This window comes from Aeromonas sp. S9(2024) (assembly GCF_041403185.1).
GTDB classification, from domain to species: domain Bacteria; phylum Pseudomonadota; class Gammaproteobacteria; order Enterobacterales; family Aeromonadaceae; genus Aeromonas; species Aeromonas enteropelogenes.
Window position 1 is genome coordinate 84,077 of record NZ_JBGLRE010000006.1, and the last position, 18,064, is coordinate 102,140.

15 protein-coding genes are annotated in these 18,064 nt (G+C 59.9%); 1 reads left to right on the forward strand and 14 read right to left on the reverse strand.

Features of this window, described 5'->3' with window-relative positions; all coding sequences use genetic code 11:
* The first annotated feature begins 159 nt into the window (after positions 1-159).
* Positions 160-1,800, forward strand: a complete 1,641-nt coding sequence (locus ACB028_RS11600; protein ID WP_371144344.1) for an EAL domain-containing protein — start codon at positions 160-162, stop codon at positions 1,798-1,800.
* Here the strand turns inward: ACB028_RS11600 and ACB028_RS11605 are convergent.
* From ACB028_RS11605 to ACB028_RS11670, 14 genes are all read right to left on the reverse strand, one after another.
* Positions 1,763-2,257, reverse strand: a complete 495-nt coding sequence (locus ACB028_RS11605; protein WP_042029204.1) for a hypothetical protein — start codon at positions 2,255-2,257, stop codon at positions 1,763-1,765. The genes ACB028_RS11600 and ACB028_RS11605 overlap by 38 nt on opposite strands.
* A gap of 182 nt (positions 2,258-2,439) precedes the next feature.
* Complete coding sequence (locus tag ACB028_RS11610; protein WP_026456412.1) at positions 2,440-2,802, reverse strand: DUF2750 domain-containing protein; 363 nt, start codon at positions 2,800-2,802, stop codon at positions 2,440-2,442.
* 112 nt (positions 2,803-2,914) lie between these two features.
* On the reverse strand, positions 2,915-4,546 hold the full coding sequence (locus ACB028_RS11615; RefSeq protein ID WP_371144345.1) for a methyl-accepting chemotaxis protein: 1,632 nt from the start codon (positions 4,544-4,546) through the stop codon (positions 2,915-2,917).
* 153 nt (positions 4,547-4,699) lie between these two features.
* On the reverse strand, positions 4,700-6,004 hold the full coding sequence (locus ACB028_RS11620) for an inosine/guanosine kinase (RefSeq protein WP_026456414.1): 1,305 nt from the start codon (positions 6,002-6,004) through the stop codon (positions 4,700-4,702).
* A 186-nt stretch (positions 6,005-6,190) separates the two neighbouring features.
* Positions 6,191-6,577, reverse strand: coding sequence for an MAPEG family protein (locus ACB028_RS11625; protein ID WP_026456415.1), 387 nt, complete (start codon positions 6,575-6,577; stop codon positions 6,191-6,193).
* A 40-nt stretch (positions 6,578-6,617) separates the two neighbouring features.
* A complete protein-coding gene (hemH, locus tag ACB028_RS11630; RefSeq protein WP_371144346.1) occupies positions 6,618-7,592 on the reverse strand; it encodes a ferrochelatase in 975 nt (324 codons plus the stop codon).
* Positions 7,593-7,685: 93 nt separating this feature from the next.
* Complete coding sequence (adk, locus tag ACB028_RS11635) at positions 7,686-8,330, reverse strand: adenylate kinase (RefSeq protein WP_042029209.1); 645 nt, start codon at positions 8,328-8,330, stop codon at positions 7,686-7,688.
* A 300-nt stretch (positions 8,331-8,630) separates the two neighbouring features.
* Positions 8,631-9,389, reverse strand: a complete 759-nt coding sequence (locus tag ACB028_RS11640) for a tRNA-(ms[2]io[6]A)-hydroxylase (RefSeq protein ID WP_371144347.1) — start codon at positions 9,387-9,389, stop codon at positions 8,631-8,633.
* A 184-nt stretch (positions 9,390-9,573) separates the two neighbouring features.
* Entirely contained in the window at positions 9,574-11,094 is a 1,521-nt protein-coding gene (gene purF / locus ACB028_RS11645; RefSeq protein WP_042029210.1) for an amidophosphoribosyltransferase, read from the reverse strand.
* Positions 11,095-11,115: 21 nt separating this feature from the next.
* On the reverse strand, positions 11,116-11,604 hold the full coding sequence (locus ACB028_RS11650; RefSeq protein ID WP_042069609.1) for a CvpA family protein: 489 nt from the start codon (positions 11,602-11,604) through the stop codon (positions 11,116-11,118).
* A 187-nt stretch (positions 11,605-11,791) separates the two neighbouring features.
* Entirely contained in the window at positions 11,792-13,087 is a 1,296-nt protein-coding gene (serS, locus tag ACB028_RS11655) for a serine--tRNA ligase (protein WP_371144348.1), read from the reverse strand.
* Positions 13,088-13,391: 304 nt separating this feature from the next.
* Positions 13,392-14,729, reverse strand: a complete 1,338-nt coding sequence (locus ACB028_RS11660; protein ID WP_371144349.1) for a replication-associated recombination protein A — start codon at positions 14,727-14,729, stop codon at positions 13,392-13,394.
* Positions 14,729-15,337: an outer membrane lipoprotein chaperone LolA gene (gene lolA / locus ACB028_RS11665; protein ID WP_371144350.1), complete on the reverse strand. Its 609-nt coding sequence runs from the start codon at positions 15,335-15,337 to the stop codon at positions 14,729-14,731. The genes ACB028_RS11660 and lolA overlap by 1 nt, the downstream gene beginning before the upstream one ends.
* Before the next feature lie 73 nt (positions 15,338-15,410).
* On the reverse strand, positions 15,411-17,915 hold the full coding sequence (locus tag ACB028_RS11670; RefSeq protein WP_371144351.1) for a DNA translocase FtsK 4TM domain-containing protein: 2,505 nt from the start codon (positions 17,913-17,915) through the stop codon (positions 15,411-15,413).
* Between the last annotated feature and the right edge of the window lie 149 nt (positions 17,916-18,064).

Below are 18,064 nucleotides of genomic sequence, written 5' to 3' on the forward strand. Positions count from 1 at the left end.
TTCATCTTCGCCGGATTTCAAGCCCGTGAAAGTGGTTTCACTCACAATTTATTCAATCCCGAACGACACATTTGCACCAAGTTGCGAGGAACAGCATGGTTTGCCGAACGGGGTCGGTTAGAATCCCCAAGTGACCGCAGCCACCTCAAGGATGACAAGATGGTTCAAAAGCTTGGACGCTCCCTCTTTCTCATTGCCACCATAGTGAGCATACCCTTGCTGCTCCTGCAAGGGTTTTGGTTGGCACTTCAAAGCACACCGGTGACTCTGGTCATCATTTTGTCGACCACCCTGCTTGGCATGGGGCTGCTGTTGCTGCTGGCATTGCGCACCCTGACCGGCATGCAACAACACCAGGAGCTGGTCTGGGTCAAGGCGCTCACGGAGCGGGACCCCGAACGGCTGGACGATCCCGCCTCCCGGGAAGCCCTGCAACAGTTGCTGCTCCAGTTTGAGAGCGATTCGCAGCATGCCCATCGCCAGCTGACCGAGCTGAGCAATCTGGCCACCACGGATGAGCTGACCCAGTTGCTCAATCGCCACGCCTTTCGCCGTGACGTGACGGAGCTGCTGCAGCGGGATCAGGACACCCAGACCGCCACCCTGGTGCTGATCCGTGCCACCGAACTAGGCAAAATCAATACCCAGCGCGGCTTTCAGTCCGGTGATGCCTACATCAAGGACATGGCGAACCTCATCAAGCAGGTGGTGAGTCGCTTTCCGGGCAACCAGGTCTATCGCATCTCGGGAGCCGACTTTGCCGTGCTGGTGCAACCCGTAGTCAATATTCCGCCTCACTTGCTGGGGCAGGATTTGAAGGTGGCCTTCGACAATTACCAGGAGCAGCACGAGCTGGAGAGTGCCGCCTACTCGGGCCTTACCCGGCTTAGCAGCGGCCAGAAGATCGAAACCGTGCTTGCCAGAGCCGATCTGGCGCTGGCGCGGGCCCAGACCGAAACCATCAATGGCTGGGCCATCCAGCATGAGGACAACATCGCCGATCTGCAGGGCCAGCACCACTGGCGCGAGGTGCTGGGGGAAGTGCTGGCCCAGGAGCGCCTCACTTTTACCTATCAACCCATCCAGCCTCTGCATCGCAGCATGATGGCCTACAACGAGATCTACACCCGCTTTTGCGGCAGCGATGGTACGGCCCTGCCGACCGACACCCTGTTTGCCATGGCCCAGCGGCTCGATATGGTGATGCGGCTGGAGCAACTGGTGATCGTCCACGTAATGCGCCAGTACCGGGCATTTGGCTCCAACCAGAGTCGCTGGGGGATCAACCTCTCACCCAATCTGCTGCAAAACAGCGCCCTGCTGATCTGGCTGGACAGGCAGCTGCTCAAGGATCCCAACACCAGCGCCAACCTGGTGTTCGAGCTGGACGAGGAGCATCTGGAGCGCAATCCGACCGGTGCCAAGCGGGTGTTCGAGCTGCTGCGCCGCAATGGCAGCCGCTCTGCCATCGCCAACTTTGGCAAGGGCATCGGCTCCTTCAGCCTGTTTCGTGAGCTCAAACCCGATTACATCAAGCTCGATCCCGCCCTCATCACCGGGCTGGAGCAGGATCAGACCAACCAGCAGTTTGTGCGGATGATTGTCGACGTGTCACACCGGATGGGGTGCCAGGTGATCGCGGAAGGGGTGGAACAACTGGGCCAGAAGCAGCTGTTGCAAGGAATGTATGTAGATGGCCTGCAGGGTTATCTGATCGCCCGGCCGCAGCCTTTGCGACCGGATATCAGCCAGTTGGGCCTGTTCAGTGAGGATGCTTCAGCTTCAGAAGGGTCAGAATGATGTCGTTGAGCTGGCGGTAGCGCTCCAGCTCCTTCTGATCATAACGGGTCGCCAGACTGGAGGGGTTATGGCGGTGCTTGAGGTACCGGTTGATCTGCAGCCGATTGAAACCCGCCACATGATAGACCTGGCCCAGCAGGGCATTGAGCTCCTCGCTGGGTAGCCCGGCCCGGGCAAGATAGTCGTCATCGGCCGGGCTCTCAATCTGATGACTCCACTTGCCGATGCGGCCGCTCTCCTGCAAATAGCTGAGCCATTGTTCGAGATGGAGGGGCTTGCATCCGGAGAGCAGGGTAAAGAAGCCCACTGCATCACAGCGGCAATCACTCAACAGCACCAGTGCCAGCTGATCGTCATCGCACTGGAACGTCACCGGCCCGGTCTGTGTCCAGTCCAGCGCCTGTATCCGGATGCTGGCCCGCCCACCCTCTATGCCTGTGACGTCGAACAAAAACATGGCTATCCCCCCCTGGCAAAAGGTTGATGATGGACCATCGCCTGCGCGGGTGCAAAGGCAAATCCCCCTTTGACCCTCATTATGCCCACGGGATCATAAAAAAGACCGGCATCCTCGCGGATACCGGTCTCATCATTGCTTTGCTACGACACCGGATGTCGGCGTCGTCAATGGAGGCGCCTTCAGGCGTCCAGTTCGACCAGCGCCTTGGCCAGCTCGATGGGCTCCAGCTCCTGGCCTTCCAGATCGGCATTCCAGTTCGGGCCCACCAGCACATCGTCATCGTCCAGATCGTTGATCCAGATGTCGAGAAACTCTTCCAGGTCGATCACTTCCGGCTCATAGTCGGCCCACTCGTCCACACAGTGCAGACGGGCATCTTCCTCGGCGGACCAGAGCGGCATCACATCGGCATCTTCAAATTCGGCAGAGCGGCAGACCACCCAGTCTTCACCGTAGCGCAGACCCCAGACCTGACCCGACTCGCGGACTTGTTCAACAAACAGCTGGAAATTGGCGTCAAGATTGTCAGTTAATTTGCTCATGGGGCTCTCTCTTACAGGCGGCTGGCCAATACGGACCAAGAATGGGGCAGATGGTGTCGCAAAAGCCCCCCAGACTCAAGTCAAATCCCTAAAAAGACGGGGGATACCCCCATCAAGTACGATATCGCACCACCAGGGTACTCAACTCATCGCTGGTTTGCGACAAGGAGCCGGCCGCCTGACCGGTACGCCGGTTCTCCACCAGAGCCTCGCTGGCCAGTTGGGTAATGGCTGACAGGCGCAGGGTGATCTCCTCGGTCGAACTGCTCTGCTCACCGGCCGCCCCGGCAATTTCGCTGTTCATCGCCAATATGGTGCTCACCGCCTCGTCAATATTGCCGATGGCTCCTTCCGCATCACCGGCTTTCTGCGCCGTCGAGCGCGACAGTCGCTGCAACTGTTCGATGCCGGTCGCCACCTTGCCGGCGCCCTCCTGCAAGCGCTGGATCATCTGCCGGATCTCGTCGGTAGAGCTGTGAGTGCGAGTGGCCAGGGTACGCACCTCATCGGCCACCACCGCAAACCCCCTTCCCTGCTCACCGGCGCGGGCCGCCTCGATGGCCGCGTTGAGGGCCAGCAGATTGGTCTGCTCGGCCACCCCGCGGATCACGTCAAGCACGGAGCCAATCTGCTGCGAGTCCTGCTCAAGGCGGGCCACGGCCTGCACCGTCTCCTCCATCTCGTCCGCCAGCTGTCCTATGGTGGTGATGGTCTGGGCCACAATCTCGCGGCCATGCTGGGCCAACTGGCGTGCCGATTCTGCCGCCTGGGCTGCTTGCTCGGCATTGAGGCCGATGGCGCGGCTGCTGCCGGTGATCTGCACCATGGCCGCCGCCACCCGCTGGGTGTCCTGTTCCTGATCGGTCACGATGGCACTGGTGCGTGCCACTACTTGCTCGAGCTGCCGGGCTGCATCCTTGTTGTGGCTGGTGATCTGCTGGGCACGGCCGATCAGCTGGGCCATCTGGTTGGCAAACTGATTGAAATTGGCCGAAAGCAGGCTGAGTTCATCACGGCCGCTCTCGGGCAGGCGAAAACGCAGATCCCCCTCTCCCCTGGCCATGTCACCCAAGGCAGACACCGACTGGGACAGGGGCATCACTATGCTGCGCCGGATCAGGGTCGCAGCCGCGAGCAGCAGCACAGCCAGCAGGGCGCCTATGCCCATCAGGGTACGCAGTACCTGCTGGTATTGCGCCTCCACATCATCCACATAGATGCCGGTGCCGATGATCCAGTCCCAGGGGGCAAACTGTTTGACGTAGGAGATCTTGCGCACCGGCTCATCGACGCCGGGTTTGGGCCAGTAGTAGGCCACTTCGCCGCTCCCGTTTTGCTGCTTGACCCGCTCGACGAAGGCGACGAACAGCTTGAGCCCCTGCTTGTCCTCCACCCCCGAGAGATCCTGACCATCGAGCTCGGGCTTCATGGGATGCATCACCATGGTGGGATGGCTGTCATTGATCCAGAAATAGTCGTTCTGGCCATAACGCAGTTTTTGCACGGCGGTCAGCGCCAGTACCTTGGCGTTCTGTTCGTCCAGCCTGCCTTGGCGCACCTGTTCTTCATAGCTGGCGACCAGGCTATAGGCCGTCTCCACCTGTGAACGTGCCTGGTTGCTCTTCTCCGCCATCAGCCCCTGGTAATAGACGCGCAGGCAAGCGAACAACAACAAACCCAGCACGGCGACCACCATCAACACCATCAGCATCAAGCGATGGCCAATACTCCATTGCCTCAACATACCGTCATCCTGACAAAATACATTTTGTTAACAAGGTATGCTGGCGGCTTCATCCATGTCCATGGTCATCACCAATCGACATCTAAAAACTTGATCCATCTCGAAAAACAAAAGGCGCCTGACGGCGCCTTTGCATTCAATACGGTGGGAAAATCAACGCTCCCAGTACACCTCTTCCAGACTGTCCTCTTTCTCCGGCAGACCGCGGGAGAGACGGGGGCTGCTCTGGGCCAACACCTCGTAGCTGACCCGGTTGGCGTATTTGCACACCTGGGCCAGGGAGGAGTAGGTGAGGAACTCGGAGATGTGCTTGGCGGAGTTGGGCACGTTCATCCGGTGGTAGGAGTTGGCTACCATGTCGTGCAACACGGCGGAAAGGGCACCGTCGCCCGCACCGTTGGTGTTCTTGATCTTCTCCGGGCCACCCATGTAGGGGGAGATGTGGGAGTAGATCCGCATCGGCTTGCGGCATTTGCTGCGTGCCATCGGGCGGCTGAACTCATACATGTTGAACTCGGGGATCACCCCCGGCAGCAGGGTATGCGTGGTCTCGCGCTTGTAGTCCTCGTCGGTGTAGCTCGCCATGTAGAGGCCGATGGGGCCGGCGGTGCAGAGCACCATGTCAGCCCAGTCGAGGGCCTTGTCGGCGGCACCGAGGGGATCGGCGATGCCGGTCAGGGCCTCGCCCTCGTCCTCGTTCATCGCCAGCACGGTCACGTTCTCGGCGATGAATTCACGCCACCACTGGGGATTCTCGTCGATGACGAAGCGGGTACCCAGGGTCAGTACCACGGGGATGTCGGCCTCACGGGCATAACGCACCGCCGTCATGGCCGCTTCCTTCATGGGGTCACCGTCATCACCGCGCACCAGATAAGCGGTGATCACCAGGGCGGAGGCACCTTTGATCACCTCTTCGGGGATGTGACGCACGTCCAGCTGGTTCATCTTGCCGGCATTGATGCCGAAGCTGCGCTCGCCACACTCGGTGATGAAGGTGAAGCAACGACCGATGGGGCCGTCCACCGGCTGCAGATAGTCGAGGTTGACGCGAGAAGAGGTGTTGCACAGATAACGGTAGGCATAGCAACCGATCCGGATATCCTGGCTCATTACCCCCAGCAGGATGGAGTGGGAGTCGGCCAGTACCGAGTAGTTGTGGACCGTGTTGCCGATGGTACCGCCGGCAAATTCGCTCACCACCATGTTGTTGGCCTTGAGCTCGTCGTAGATGCGCTCGGCCACCTCGTCGGTGATCACCACAGAGTGGCCCTTGCTCAGACCATAGCGAGCCAGAAAGTCATCATCCACATGGGCTTCGATGTCAACCAGGGTCTGATCGATACCCACGACATAGGCTTTGCCCAGTTCGGTGAGTTGGGCGCTTTGCGAGATCAGGGGATCACGGCGATCGACAGGGAAGTAGTGTTTGGACTTGCGCTGACCGGGAAATTTCATGGCAATGTTCTGTGCTCTGGGGAAAAGAGGGGCGGGATTTTAACACAATCAGCCGTCCCGAAAAGTCGCCCTGATTAAATTATGGGGTCAGTATAGACAAGGGTTGCAGGGGAAAACGTTTATTCTTCGCCCAACAAAAAACCACCTCGTCGGGAGGTGGTTTTTGTGTACCCAAGGAGGCTCTTTTCAACTCGCCGACAGCAGCAGCGCCAGCACCGAAAAGAGTCCCAGGGACAGCCAGAACAGCAGGGTGCCAAACAACCGCGGCAGATTGGGGGCCTTGGGGATCTGCATGCCGATGGCATGGAGCACCCGACCCGCCAGCAGCATGCCGCCGCCAAGATGAAGCCACAAGGCCCCCGCCCCGGCCAGCTCGCAGAGGGCCATCAACAGCAGGGTCAAAGGAACATACTCGGCAAAATTGCCGTGGGTGCGGATCGCCGCCAGCAGCTCTGGTGCCTCCCCTTCCCCTATCATCACCTTGAACTGGGCCCGGCGTTTGACCACCCAGAAGGAGAGCAGCAGAAACAAGAGCCCCAGCAAGCCTGCATAGAACAGGGTGATATGGATCATGCGATCGCTCCTCGTTGATACATCATACTGCCTACTCTCCTCACGCCAGCTCGCGGCAGATGAGGGAGACCATCATGCGGATATGGGCCTGATCGCTGTTAAGGGCAGGGATATAAGCAAACTGTTCGCCACCGGCTTCCATGAAGGCCTCGTGGTTTTGTACCTGGATCTCCTCCAGGGTTTCGAGACAGTCGGCGGCAAAGGCCGGACAGATCACATCGAGCCGCTTGATGCCGCGACCCGGCAAGCCGGCGACGGTTTCGTCCGTGTAGGGCTTGAGCCACTCCTCCTTGCCAAAACGGGACTGGAAGCTGGCCGTCCACTGCCCCTGCTCCAACCCGAGCGCCTCCGCCAGCAGGGTGGCCGTGGTGCGGCACTGCTGACCGTAAGGGTCCCCTTCCTGCTCGTAGCGCTCGGGGATGCCGTGAAAGGACATCAGCAGATGTTCCCCCTGACCGTGCTGCTCCCAATGACGACGCACGCTCATGACCAGCGCCTGGATGTATTCCGGGTGAGCGTGGTAATCACGAATGAGCCGCACCACTGGCAGATTGCGCTCTTTTTTCATCGCCTTGGCCCAGGCATCGAACACGGAAGCCGTGGTGCTCACCGAATATTGCGGATAGAGCGGCAACAGGATCACCCGGTTGACCCCCTTGGCCTTGAGCGCCTGCCAGCCATCCGTCATGGAGGGCGAGCCATAGGTCATGGCCAGCTCCACCGGCACGTCCACCCCTTCCCGCTTGAGCTCCTGCTCCAGCGCGGTGCGCTGCTGCTGGCTGATGACCATCAGGGGTGAGCCCTGATCGGTCCACACCTGCTGGTACAACTTGGCCACCTTGGGTGAACGGGTCGGCAAGATGATGCAATGGAGCAGCGGGCACCAGAGGTAGCGAGGCAGATCGACAACCCTGGGGTCATGGAGAAACTGGCTCAGAAAGGCTTTGACGGCGGCGGTAGTGGGGGCGGCTGGGGTGCCCAGATTGACCAGCAAGATGCCTGTTTTCGTGGTCACATTGGCTTCCTGTCTATCTGTCGTGATGCAAAAAGGGCCCATCAGGGCCCTTCTCTTAAATTACCTGATGGTACAGGGTGTCATCGACCGGGCTCAGCCCAGGATGGCGGCGAGCTGCTGGCTCACCAGATCAACCGGCTGGGTGCCGTCGATCTTGACGTAACGGGTGTTGCCCGCTTCCGCTTCTTTGCCGTAGAAACCGATGAGCGGTGCAGTCTGCTGATGGTATACATCCAGACGCTTGCGTACTGTGGTCTCTTCATCGTCGGCACGGATCACCAGATCTTCGCCGGTCACGTCATCCTTGCCTTCCACTTTCGGCGGGTTGAACACCACGTGGTAGGTACGGCCGGAGCCGGAGTGAACGCGACGACCGCTCATGCGCTTGACGATCTCTTCGTCCGGCACGTCGAACTCCAGCACGAAATCAACTGACACACCGGCATCCTTCATGGCTTGCGCCTGGGGAATAGTGCGCGGGAAACCGTCCAACAGGAAGCCTTTGGCACAATCGGCCTGGGCGATACGCTCTTTGACCAGACCGATGATGATGTCGTCAGAGACCAGTTGACCTGCATCCATCACAGCCTTGGCTTTCAAGCCGAGCTCGGTGCCCGCCTTGATTGCGGCACGCAGCATGTCGCCAGTGGAGATCTGCGGAATACCGTGTTTTTCCATGATGAATTGAGCCTGGGTACCTTTGCCGGCGCCCGGAGCCCCCAACAGAACAATGCGCATACACGCTCCTATTGATTGGTTATTCAAATCTTGCGAAGGCAAAAAAGTACACGGTTTCGCCCGCTTCTACAAGGGTGCCCCGCCTGAATGAGTAATTAATCGCCTTAAAAATGCAGGGCATACGCCGCCAGGCTGAACCGTAGGCCGAAAGGTAAGTGATTAAACATTCACCATGGGTGCTGGATGGAGAGGAAAAAAACAGATAAAAAAATCCCGGCTAGGGGGCCGGGAATTGCGCTCAAAGAATACTACTTGTCGCTCGTAGTAGGAACGAGGCAATAGTAGTTGGCCCCCGTTGCGTCAACAACTGTCAGAAGTGACAGGAAGACCGCTATGAAACCGGAACTGGGGATCCGGCGAGCAGATAAGCTCGGCCTCCAGCCTGCCGAAAAAGGCCACCCGCTCGCTGATATCCTCCCCTGCATAGAGCTCGGCCAGCGCCAGATAATCCTGATAGTGGCGCGCCTCGGAGCGCAGCAAGGAGACATAGAAGCGACCCAGCTCCTCGTCCAGATGGGGGGCCAGCTTGGCGAAACGCTCGCAGGAGCGGGCCTCTATGTAGGCGCCGATGATCATCTTGTCGATTATGGTGGCAGGCTCATGGGTGCGCACGTGTTGCATCAGGCTGCGGGCATAGCGGGAGGCGGTCACGGGGCCGTAGGGGATGTCGCGGGCCGCCATGATCTCCAGCACCTGCTCGAAGTGGTGCAGCTCCTCCTGAATGAGGCGCACCATGGGAAACAGCAGCGGATTGCGCGCCAGCTCCTCAAACACGGTGCGATCGGACTCCCCCATAGTACGCTTGCCAAGGATCTCCGCCTTCTCGGGGATGGCGTCCAGCTCGCGGTAGAATTCCAGCTTGGGCAGCAGGTGGCGCTTGCCCTTGGGCAGGCAGTAGCGGCGCACCAGGCTGTGAGCGGTGAGCGCAGCCTTGTTCTCGCAGTTGGCGTGATCGATGAGCAGGGTCGGCAGGTGGGCGGGATCCCGCGCCATCTCCACCCACTCATCCGGGGTCTCACAGTGCAAAAACTGGCGCACGGGGGCTAGCAGATCATCCATCTGAACTCTCATCTGATCGGAAAACATGGCAGGCGCCTATGCTAGCGGATCCCGCCGTCACCGCCCACCCCTGCACGCATAAGCGCCGCTTTTTCAAACAGATATCCCCTGCCCTCCCAAGTTGCAGAAACAACAATGGGGGCCAGGGCCCCCATATCATCATCTTTAGCAACGGAGAAAACGTTTAACTGCCTTCGTTAAAAATTTCCAGGTTGCTGGTGCCTTCGTGCCACTCGCGTACCGCCTTGCTGTCATCGTTGCGCAGGGCGTTGAGGTGGTCCAGATAGGATTGATCCACGTCGGCGGTGACATAGTGGCCATTGAACACCGAGGTCTCGAAGTGGCGCAGCTCCGGGTTGATCTCCCGTACCGCGGCTTCCAGGTCTTCCAGATCCTGGAAAATCAGACCGTCAGCGCCGATCAGGGCACACACCTCTTCCACTTCCCGACCGTGGGCGATCAGTTCGTTGGCGGTGGGCATGTCGATGCCATAGACGTTGGGGAAGCGGATCTCGGGGGCGGCGGAGGCGAAGTAGACCTTGGCGGCACCGGCTTCTCGCGCCATCTGGATGATCTGCTCGGAGGTGGTGCCCCGCACGATGGAATCATCCACCAGCAGCACCTTCTTGCCCTTAAACTCGGAGCTGATGGCGTTGAGCTTGCGACGCACCGACTTCTTGCGCTGAGTCTGACCCGGCATGATGAAGGTTCGGCCAATATAGCGGTTCTTCACGAAGCCCTGACGGTACGGCAGATCCAAGGTGTGGGCTATCTCCAGCGCCACGTCGCAGGAGGTCTCGGGGATGGGGATGACCACATCGATGTCGAGATCTTCCCACTCGCGGGCGATCTTCTGGCCCAGCTTGCGACCCATGTTGAGGCGGGCGGCGTAGACCGAGACCTTGTCGATGAAGGAGTCGGGACGGGCGAAGTAGACATATTCGAAGATGCAGGAGCTCATCTGCGGGTTGTCGGCGCATTGCTCGGAGAAGAGCTGACCCTGTTCGGTGATGTAGATGGCTTCGCCCGGAGCGACGTCACGCACGGTTTCAAAACCGATGGCGTCGAGCGCCACACTCTCGGAGGCGAGCATGTACTCCACCTGACCCTGTTCGTCCTGACGACGACCGAGGATCAGCGGGCGGATACCGTTCGGGTCACGAAAACCGATGAGACCGTGGCCGATCACCAGGGAGACCACCGCATAGGCACCGCGGATCTGCTGATGGGTCTTGCGCACCGCGGCGAAGATGTCCGCCGGAGCCAGCGCCATCTTGTCACACAGATCCAGCTCGTGGGCCAGCACGTTCAGCAGCACTTCGGAATCCGAGGTGGTGTTGATGTGGCGACGGGCCACCTTGAACTGCTGCTCCTTGAGCTCCTTGGCATTGGTAAGGTTGCCGTTATGGGCCAGCACCATGCCGTAGGGGGAGTTCACATAGAAAGGTTGGGCTTCTGCCGCACTGGAGCTGCCTGCGGTGGGATATCTGACATGACCGATGCCGATGTTCCCTTGCAGACGCTGCATGTGGCGCACTTCAAACACGTCCTTCACCAAGCCATTGGCCTTGCGTTGCCGGAAGTTTCCACTGTCAATGGTTACGATCCCGGCGGCATCCTGTCCCCTGTGCTGCAACACCGTCAAGGCGTCGTAGAGGGCCTGATTGACCGGAGTGGTGCCTACTATACCGACAATACCACACATGTCTTTGCTACCTCGAAGTCACTATACCTGTTTAAGAAAACTCGATGAGTTCAGCATGAACCCGAAAAACCACTGGATGACCGGCTTGAACTCGGGCACCAGTTTGGAGGCCTGCCACCAGTCGCTCTGGGAGAGGCTGGTGAAGGTATCCATGAAAAAAAGCAGGGCACTGACGATCAGTACCCCGCGAATTGCACCGAAGCAGACCCCCAGCACCCGGTCGGTACCCGAGAGTCCGGTCTTGTCCACCAGCAGGCCCACCACATAGTTCACCACGCTGCCGAGGATCAGGGTCGCCACGAACAGGGCGGCGATGGCCAGGCCGTTGCGCACCAGGGCATCGGAAAAGGAGGTGAAGTAAACGGCGAGATCAGGATAGAAATGGCTGGCAATGAAGAAGGCGACAAACCAGGTGACGAGTGACATGGCTTCCTTGACGAAGCCGCGCACCAAGCTGATGAGGGCAGAGAAACCGACGATACCGACGATGGCGTAATCAATCCAGACCATAGAAAAAGATGTCCTGCGAAATTGCGGCGCAGTCTAACAAAAACGATTGCGCAATGCTTGATAAAATTGTGTTACATGTTCAAAGAAGCGCCGGTTGCACAGATTTATTCACGATAAAAACGGTTGACCGGCGCCAAAATGCACAACGCCATGGCATGGCCATGGCGTTGTCGTTACCAGCGCGAACTTAACCTATGTGGGTCAGACCGCCCATGTAGGATTGCAGCGCAGCCGGGATGGTGATGCGACCATCTTCCTGCTGATAGTTCTCGAGCACGGCTACCAGGGTGCGGCCCACCGCGAGGCCGGAGCCGTTCAGGGTGTGGATCAGCTGCGGCTTGCCGTCGATGCGCACGCGGGCCTGCATACGGCGCGCCTGGAAGTCGGTGCAGTTGGAGACGGAGGAGATCTCGCGGTAGGTATTCTGGGCCGGCAGCCACACTTCCAGATCGTAAGTCTTGGCGGCGCAGAAACCCATGTCACCAGTGGAAAGAGCCATCACGCGATACGGCAGCTCCAGCAGCTGCAACACCTTCTCGGCGTGGCCGACCATCTCTTCCAGTGCATCCCAGGATTTTTCCGGGTGAACCAGCTGGACCATCTCGACCTTGTCGAACTGGTGCATGCGGATGAGACCGCGGGTGTCACGGCCGTAGGAGCCCGCTTCGGAGCGGAAGCAGGGGCTGTGGGCGGTCATCTTGATGGGCAGTTCCTGCTCGTCGAAGATCTCGTCGCGGGCCATGTTGGTGAGCGGCACTTCGGAGGTCGGGATCAGGGAGAACTTGCGCACCTTGCCCTCGTCTTCCCCTTCCCCACCGATGCCGGTGTTGAACAGATCTTCGGAGAACTTGGGCAGCTGGCCGGTGCCATACAGGCTGTCCGGGTTGACCAGATAAGGCACGTAGCACTCGGTGTAACCGTGCTGCAGGGTGTGCAAGTCCAGCATGAACTGGGCCAGGGCGCGGTGCAGACGGGCAATCTGACCCTTCATCACCACGAAACGGGCACCGGAGAGCTTGACGCCATTCTTGAAGTCAACGCCCTTGGCCGCTTCACCCAGATCCACGTGATCGCGCACCGGGAAATCAAACTCGCGCGGGGTGCCCCAACGGCGCACTTCCACGTTGTCATTCTCGTCGCGACCGACCGGGGTGGTCTCGCTCGGCAGGTTGGGGATCATGTCGGCGATGGTCTTGAGCTCAGCCAGCAGGGCCTCCAGCTCGACCTTGCGGGTCTCGAGCTCTTCGTTGATCTTGGTCACTTCGGCCTTGAGGGGGGCAACATCTTCACCACGACGGGCAGCTTCACCGATGGATTTGGAGCGGGCATTGCGCTCGGCCTGCAGCTCCTGGGTACGGGACTGCAGATCCTTGCGTTTCTCTTCCAGAGCATTGACAGCCGCTACGTCCAGAACGTAGCCACGTGTCGCCAGACGAGCGGCAGCTTCTTCAATGTCGCTGCGCAGATATTTGGGATCCAGCATGGTTTACCTACTTTTTTAAAATGGGATCTGAGCCTGGGTCATCATGACGGGCTTGGAAACAGATCCGGAAGTTAACATCGGTTGGCATACCCCAATCGTCTTCAGAATCGGACCCGGAGGATCGGGTCGTCGAAATCAGGAAGATGGCACCAGGCCAAGACAAACGGGGTCAGAGGGGCAGTGTAGCAGACCGCCCCCCTGCCCGAACAGGGACTATTTGCCTCGTTTTCGCGACGGATCACGCCAATGGACCCAGATTATTCAAGGGGTTGGCCAATTTTCAGACAATATGCTCCCGCAGGGGTCAGGGGCGCCGTTTATTGGGACTCTGTCGGTCCAGATCATGGAGATAATCGAGCTTCTGGGCGATCTGCTTCTCAAGGCCGCGATCGGTGGGCTGATAGTACCGTTTGCCGGCAAGCTCGGGCGGGAAATACTCCTCGCCGGCGGCATAGGCACCGGGCTCGTCGTGGGCATAACGGTACTCGGCGCCATAGCCAAGCTCGCTCATCAGCCTGGTCGGGGCGTTGCGAAGGTGCACCGGCACCTCGAAATCGGGCAGATTCCTGGCATCCACCAGCGCCGCCTTCCAGGCGGTGTAGACCGCATTGCTCTTGGGCGCGCAGGCGAGGTAGACGATCGCCTGGGCGATGGCCCGCTCCCCTTCCGCCGGTCCCACGCGATGAAAACAATCCCAGGCGGACAGGGCCACCTGCATGGCGCGCGGATCGGCATTGCCCACGTCTTCCGAGGCAATCGCCAGCAGGCGACGGGCGATGTAGAGGGGATCGCAACCAGCGCTCACCATGCGGGCATACCAGTAAAGCGCTGCATCGGGGGCCGAACCGCGAATCGATTTGTGCACCGCCGAGATGAGGTCATAGAAGTGGTCGCCCTTGTTGTCAAAGCGCGCTACGTGCTCCCCCACCACGGCGGCGAGCAGAGCGCTGTCGATCTGCTTGTGGCCGCCAGCGTCCTGTTCGGCCATGTCGGCCAACAGCTCCAGATAGTTGAGGGACTTGCGCCCGTCCCCATCCACCGCCTTGGCCAGCGCCTCCTTCACCCCGGGGGCGAAGGTGAGCGCCGGATCATTGAGACCTCGGGGATCCGTTATCGCCTGATCGATCATGGCGAGGATGTCATCCTCTTCCAGCCTTTTGAGCAGATAGACCCGGGCCCGGGAGAGCAGCGCGTTGTTGAGCTCGAACGAGGGGTTTTCGGTGGTGGCACCGATGAAGGTGATGGTGCCATCTTCGATATGGGGCAGGAACACATCCTGCTGGCTCTTGTTGAAGCGATGCACCTCATCCACAAACAGGATGGTACGCACCCCACGCCAGCTGTTTTCTTTGGCCTTGTCGATGGCAGCGCGGATCTCCTTGATACCGGAGGTGACGGCCGAAACCCGCTCCACCTCGGCCTGGCAGTAGTGGGCCACCAGTTCGGCCAGGGTAGTCTTGCCGGTCCCGGGCGGCCCCCACAGGATCATTGAGTGGCAGTGGCCCGCCAGGATCGCCTTGCGCAGAGGCTTGTCGGGCCCGAGGATATGCTGCTGGCCGATATACTGGTCGAGGTTTTGCGGCCGCATCCGAGCTGCCAGCGGACGAAAATCCGACGAGAAATCCAGCGACAGATTGCTCATCAGCGTTGATCGTCCAGCTCGACCCCCTTCGGGATCTTGAACACGAACTCGTTGCCCTTGAGCACCGGCTTGCGGTTGAACTGGCTCAAAGTGAACTCGCTCCACTGCCCCTGGGCCTCTTTCACGTCGAAGCGGCTGATGTTGTCCTGGCGATCGAAAGTGACGCGGAAGGAGGTGATCAGCTCATCCTGGTTGCGGCTGGTGACGGTATAGACATCCCCCTGCCGGGTCACGTCATAGTTCTTCCAGAATTTGTCGTCATTGCCCGCGATCAGGATGAAGGGGGTATTGAGCACCGCATCTTGCAATTTGAGGGCGGTGACCTGTTCGACGAAGGGGTCATAGACCCACACATCCTTGCCATCAGCCACGATCAGGCTCTCGTCCGGTGAGGTGGTGTGCCAGTTAAAGCGATTGGGGCGCTGCACCAGCAGGGTGCCGCTGGCCTTTTGCAGCTCCTTGCCCTTGCTGTCGTAGACGGTCTGGGCAAACTTGGCGGAGAAGAGACTCACCCCCGCCAGTTTCTGCTTGAGATCGCTGGCCGCATCGGCCCACACCTGGCTGCTGGCCACCAGCAGCACGGTTCCCATCAACAGTTGTTTTTTCATCAGGCTTTTCATAAGACGCTCTCGATAAAAGGCCACGCCCGGTGAGGGCATGGCCAGGATAGTAGGATGAGACTCAGTCACGCACCGGCGGTGGCGCCAACACGTCGCGCTGGCCATTGCCACCCGGCGAGCTGACGATACCTTGGTTTTCCATCTGCTCAATGAGACGGGCCGCCCGGTTGTAACCGATCTTGAACTTGCGCTGCACGCTGGAGGTGGAACCACGGCGCGACTCCACCACGAAGGCCACCGCCTCGTCGAACAGGGGATCGAGCTCTTCGTCGCCACCACCGCCATATTCGCTGCTACCACCCTCGCCGCCCGACTCTCCGGAGAGGATCTCGTCGATATAATCCGGCTCGCCGCGCAGTTTCCAGTCCGCCACCACCTTATGCACCTCGTGGTCATCGACGAAAGCGCCGTGAACCCGGGTCGGATTGGAGGTACCTGCCGGCATGTAGAGCATGTCGCCCATGCCCAGCAGGGATTCGGCGCCGCCCTGATCCAGGATGGTGCGCGAGTCAATTTTGCTCGATACCTGGAACGAGATGCGGGTCGGAATGTTGGCCTTGATAAGACCGGTGATCACATCCACCGATGGACGCTGGGTCGCGAGGATGAGGTGAATACCGGCCGCCCGCGCCTTCTGGGCGATACGGGCAATGAGCTCTTCCACCTTCTTGCCGACGATCATCATCATGTCGGCAAACTCGTCCACCACCACCACGATATGGGGCAGTTTTTCAAGCTCGGGCGGGGTTTCGTCCATGGAGTCACCCGGGCGCCACAGCGGATCCAGCAGGGGATCGCCCGCCTCGATGGCCGCCAGTACCTTGTCGTTGTAGCCCTTGAGGTTGCGCACCCCGACCGCCGACATCAGCTTGTAACGACGCTCCATCTCGCCCACACACCAGCGCAGGGCATTGGCGGCGTCCTTCATGTCGGTGACCACTTCGGTCAACAGATGGGGAATGCCTTCGTAGACCGACAGCTCCAGCATCTTGGGGTCGATCATGATGAAACGCAGATCTTCAGGCGATGACTTGTAGAGCATGGAGATGATCATGGTGTTCACCCCCACCGATTTACCCGAGCCCGTGGTACCGGCCACCAGCAGGTGCGGCATCTTGGCGAGGTTCACCACCACGGGGGAGCCGGCAATGTCCTGGCCAAGGCCCATGGTCAACGGATTGTGGCTGTCGCGGAAGGCTTCGCAATCGAGGGTCTCGCGCAGGTAGACGGTCTGGCGTACCCGGTTGGGCAGCTCGATCCCTACATAGGTCTTGCCCGGGATCACCTCCACCACCCGCACGCTGCTGGCCGACAGAGAGCGGGCCAGATCGCGGGACAGGTTGGTGATCTTGCTCGCCTTCATGCCAGGGGCCAGATCCAGCTCGAAGCGGGTAATGACGGGGCCCGGATAGACGCCGACCACCTTGGCCTGCACGTTGTAGTCGGCGAGTTTCGCCTCCACCAGACGCCCCATGCGCTCCAGCTCGTCCTTGCTCATCATCTGGGTTCTGGCAGGGGGACGGTCCAGCAGCTCGAGACTTGGCAGCGGCGGCAGGTTGACCTGCACGCGGCGCTTGGGTTTGCCGGGCGTGGCGGCAACCGGCACGGCCGGCTCCTCGTCATCCCCTTCCGCCCAGGGCAGGTCGAGATCATCATCGCCATCGGCCATTGCCAGCGCGGGCTGACGACGGGCATTGGCGGCGACGCTGCGCTTGGGCTTGGGTGCAGGTTCATCTTCATCATCAAACCGGGGTTCGAACTCGAAGGTGTCGTCATCGAGCTCCGGCAGCCACTCTTCCTGTGACGCCTTCTGGTTTTTCCCCTTGGGACGGCGACCCCAGTTGCTGTGCGGCTCGGCGTCGTCCTCCTCATCAAAGGCGATGTTGCCAACATTCCCTTCCAGCAGGGGATCCGGCCCCTCGTTGCGAGGCTGGCGCCAGCCGCCGGTCAACCAGCGACCCAGGGTCGTCGGGAAGTGATAGATGGCGCCGACCGACCCGGTGCAGGCGGCACCGATCCGCTCCACGATGGTGAGCCAGGACCAGCCGGTAAACAGGGTGATGCCGGTCGCCACGAAACAGAGCAACAGCAGGTTGGCCCCGACGCCGCCAAACAGCGGCACCACGGCGGTAGCGATCACATCCCCCACCAGACCACCGGCGGAGAAATTCTGCATGTCATTGAAATTCATGCTGGCAATGGCCGACATGCCGAGCACGGTGAGGATGAAACCTATGACTCGCACCCCCAGGGTGAGGTAATCCACATCGAGCAGACGACTCGGGCGCCACAACAGGCTCCAGCCCAGCAGCACAACCAGAGGAGGAACCAGGTAGGAAAAGGCCCCGAAGGTGAACATGGTGATATCGGCCAGCCAGGCCCCGGCGCTACCGGCGAGGTTTTTAACCTCCCCTTGCCAGGAGGTTTGGGACCAGCCGGGATCGGCGGGGTGGTAGGACAACAGGGCAAGCAGAAGATAGGCAGCCATCAGGGTGATGGCGATCAAGACGGCTTCGAAGATCCGTTGTGTACCTGATAAAGGAGTAAACAGCTTTTTATCGGCCAAACTCCGGCTCCTTTCTGAAAACATGTAATGCAGGAAATAAGGGGGGCTAGTATCCCCGAAAAGCCCACCGATTGTCAGCCCGTGTCTGCTATGGGCACGCCATCTTTGCACGCCGCGCAACAAGAAGAAACGAGCGGACCGGCCGCTCG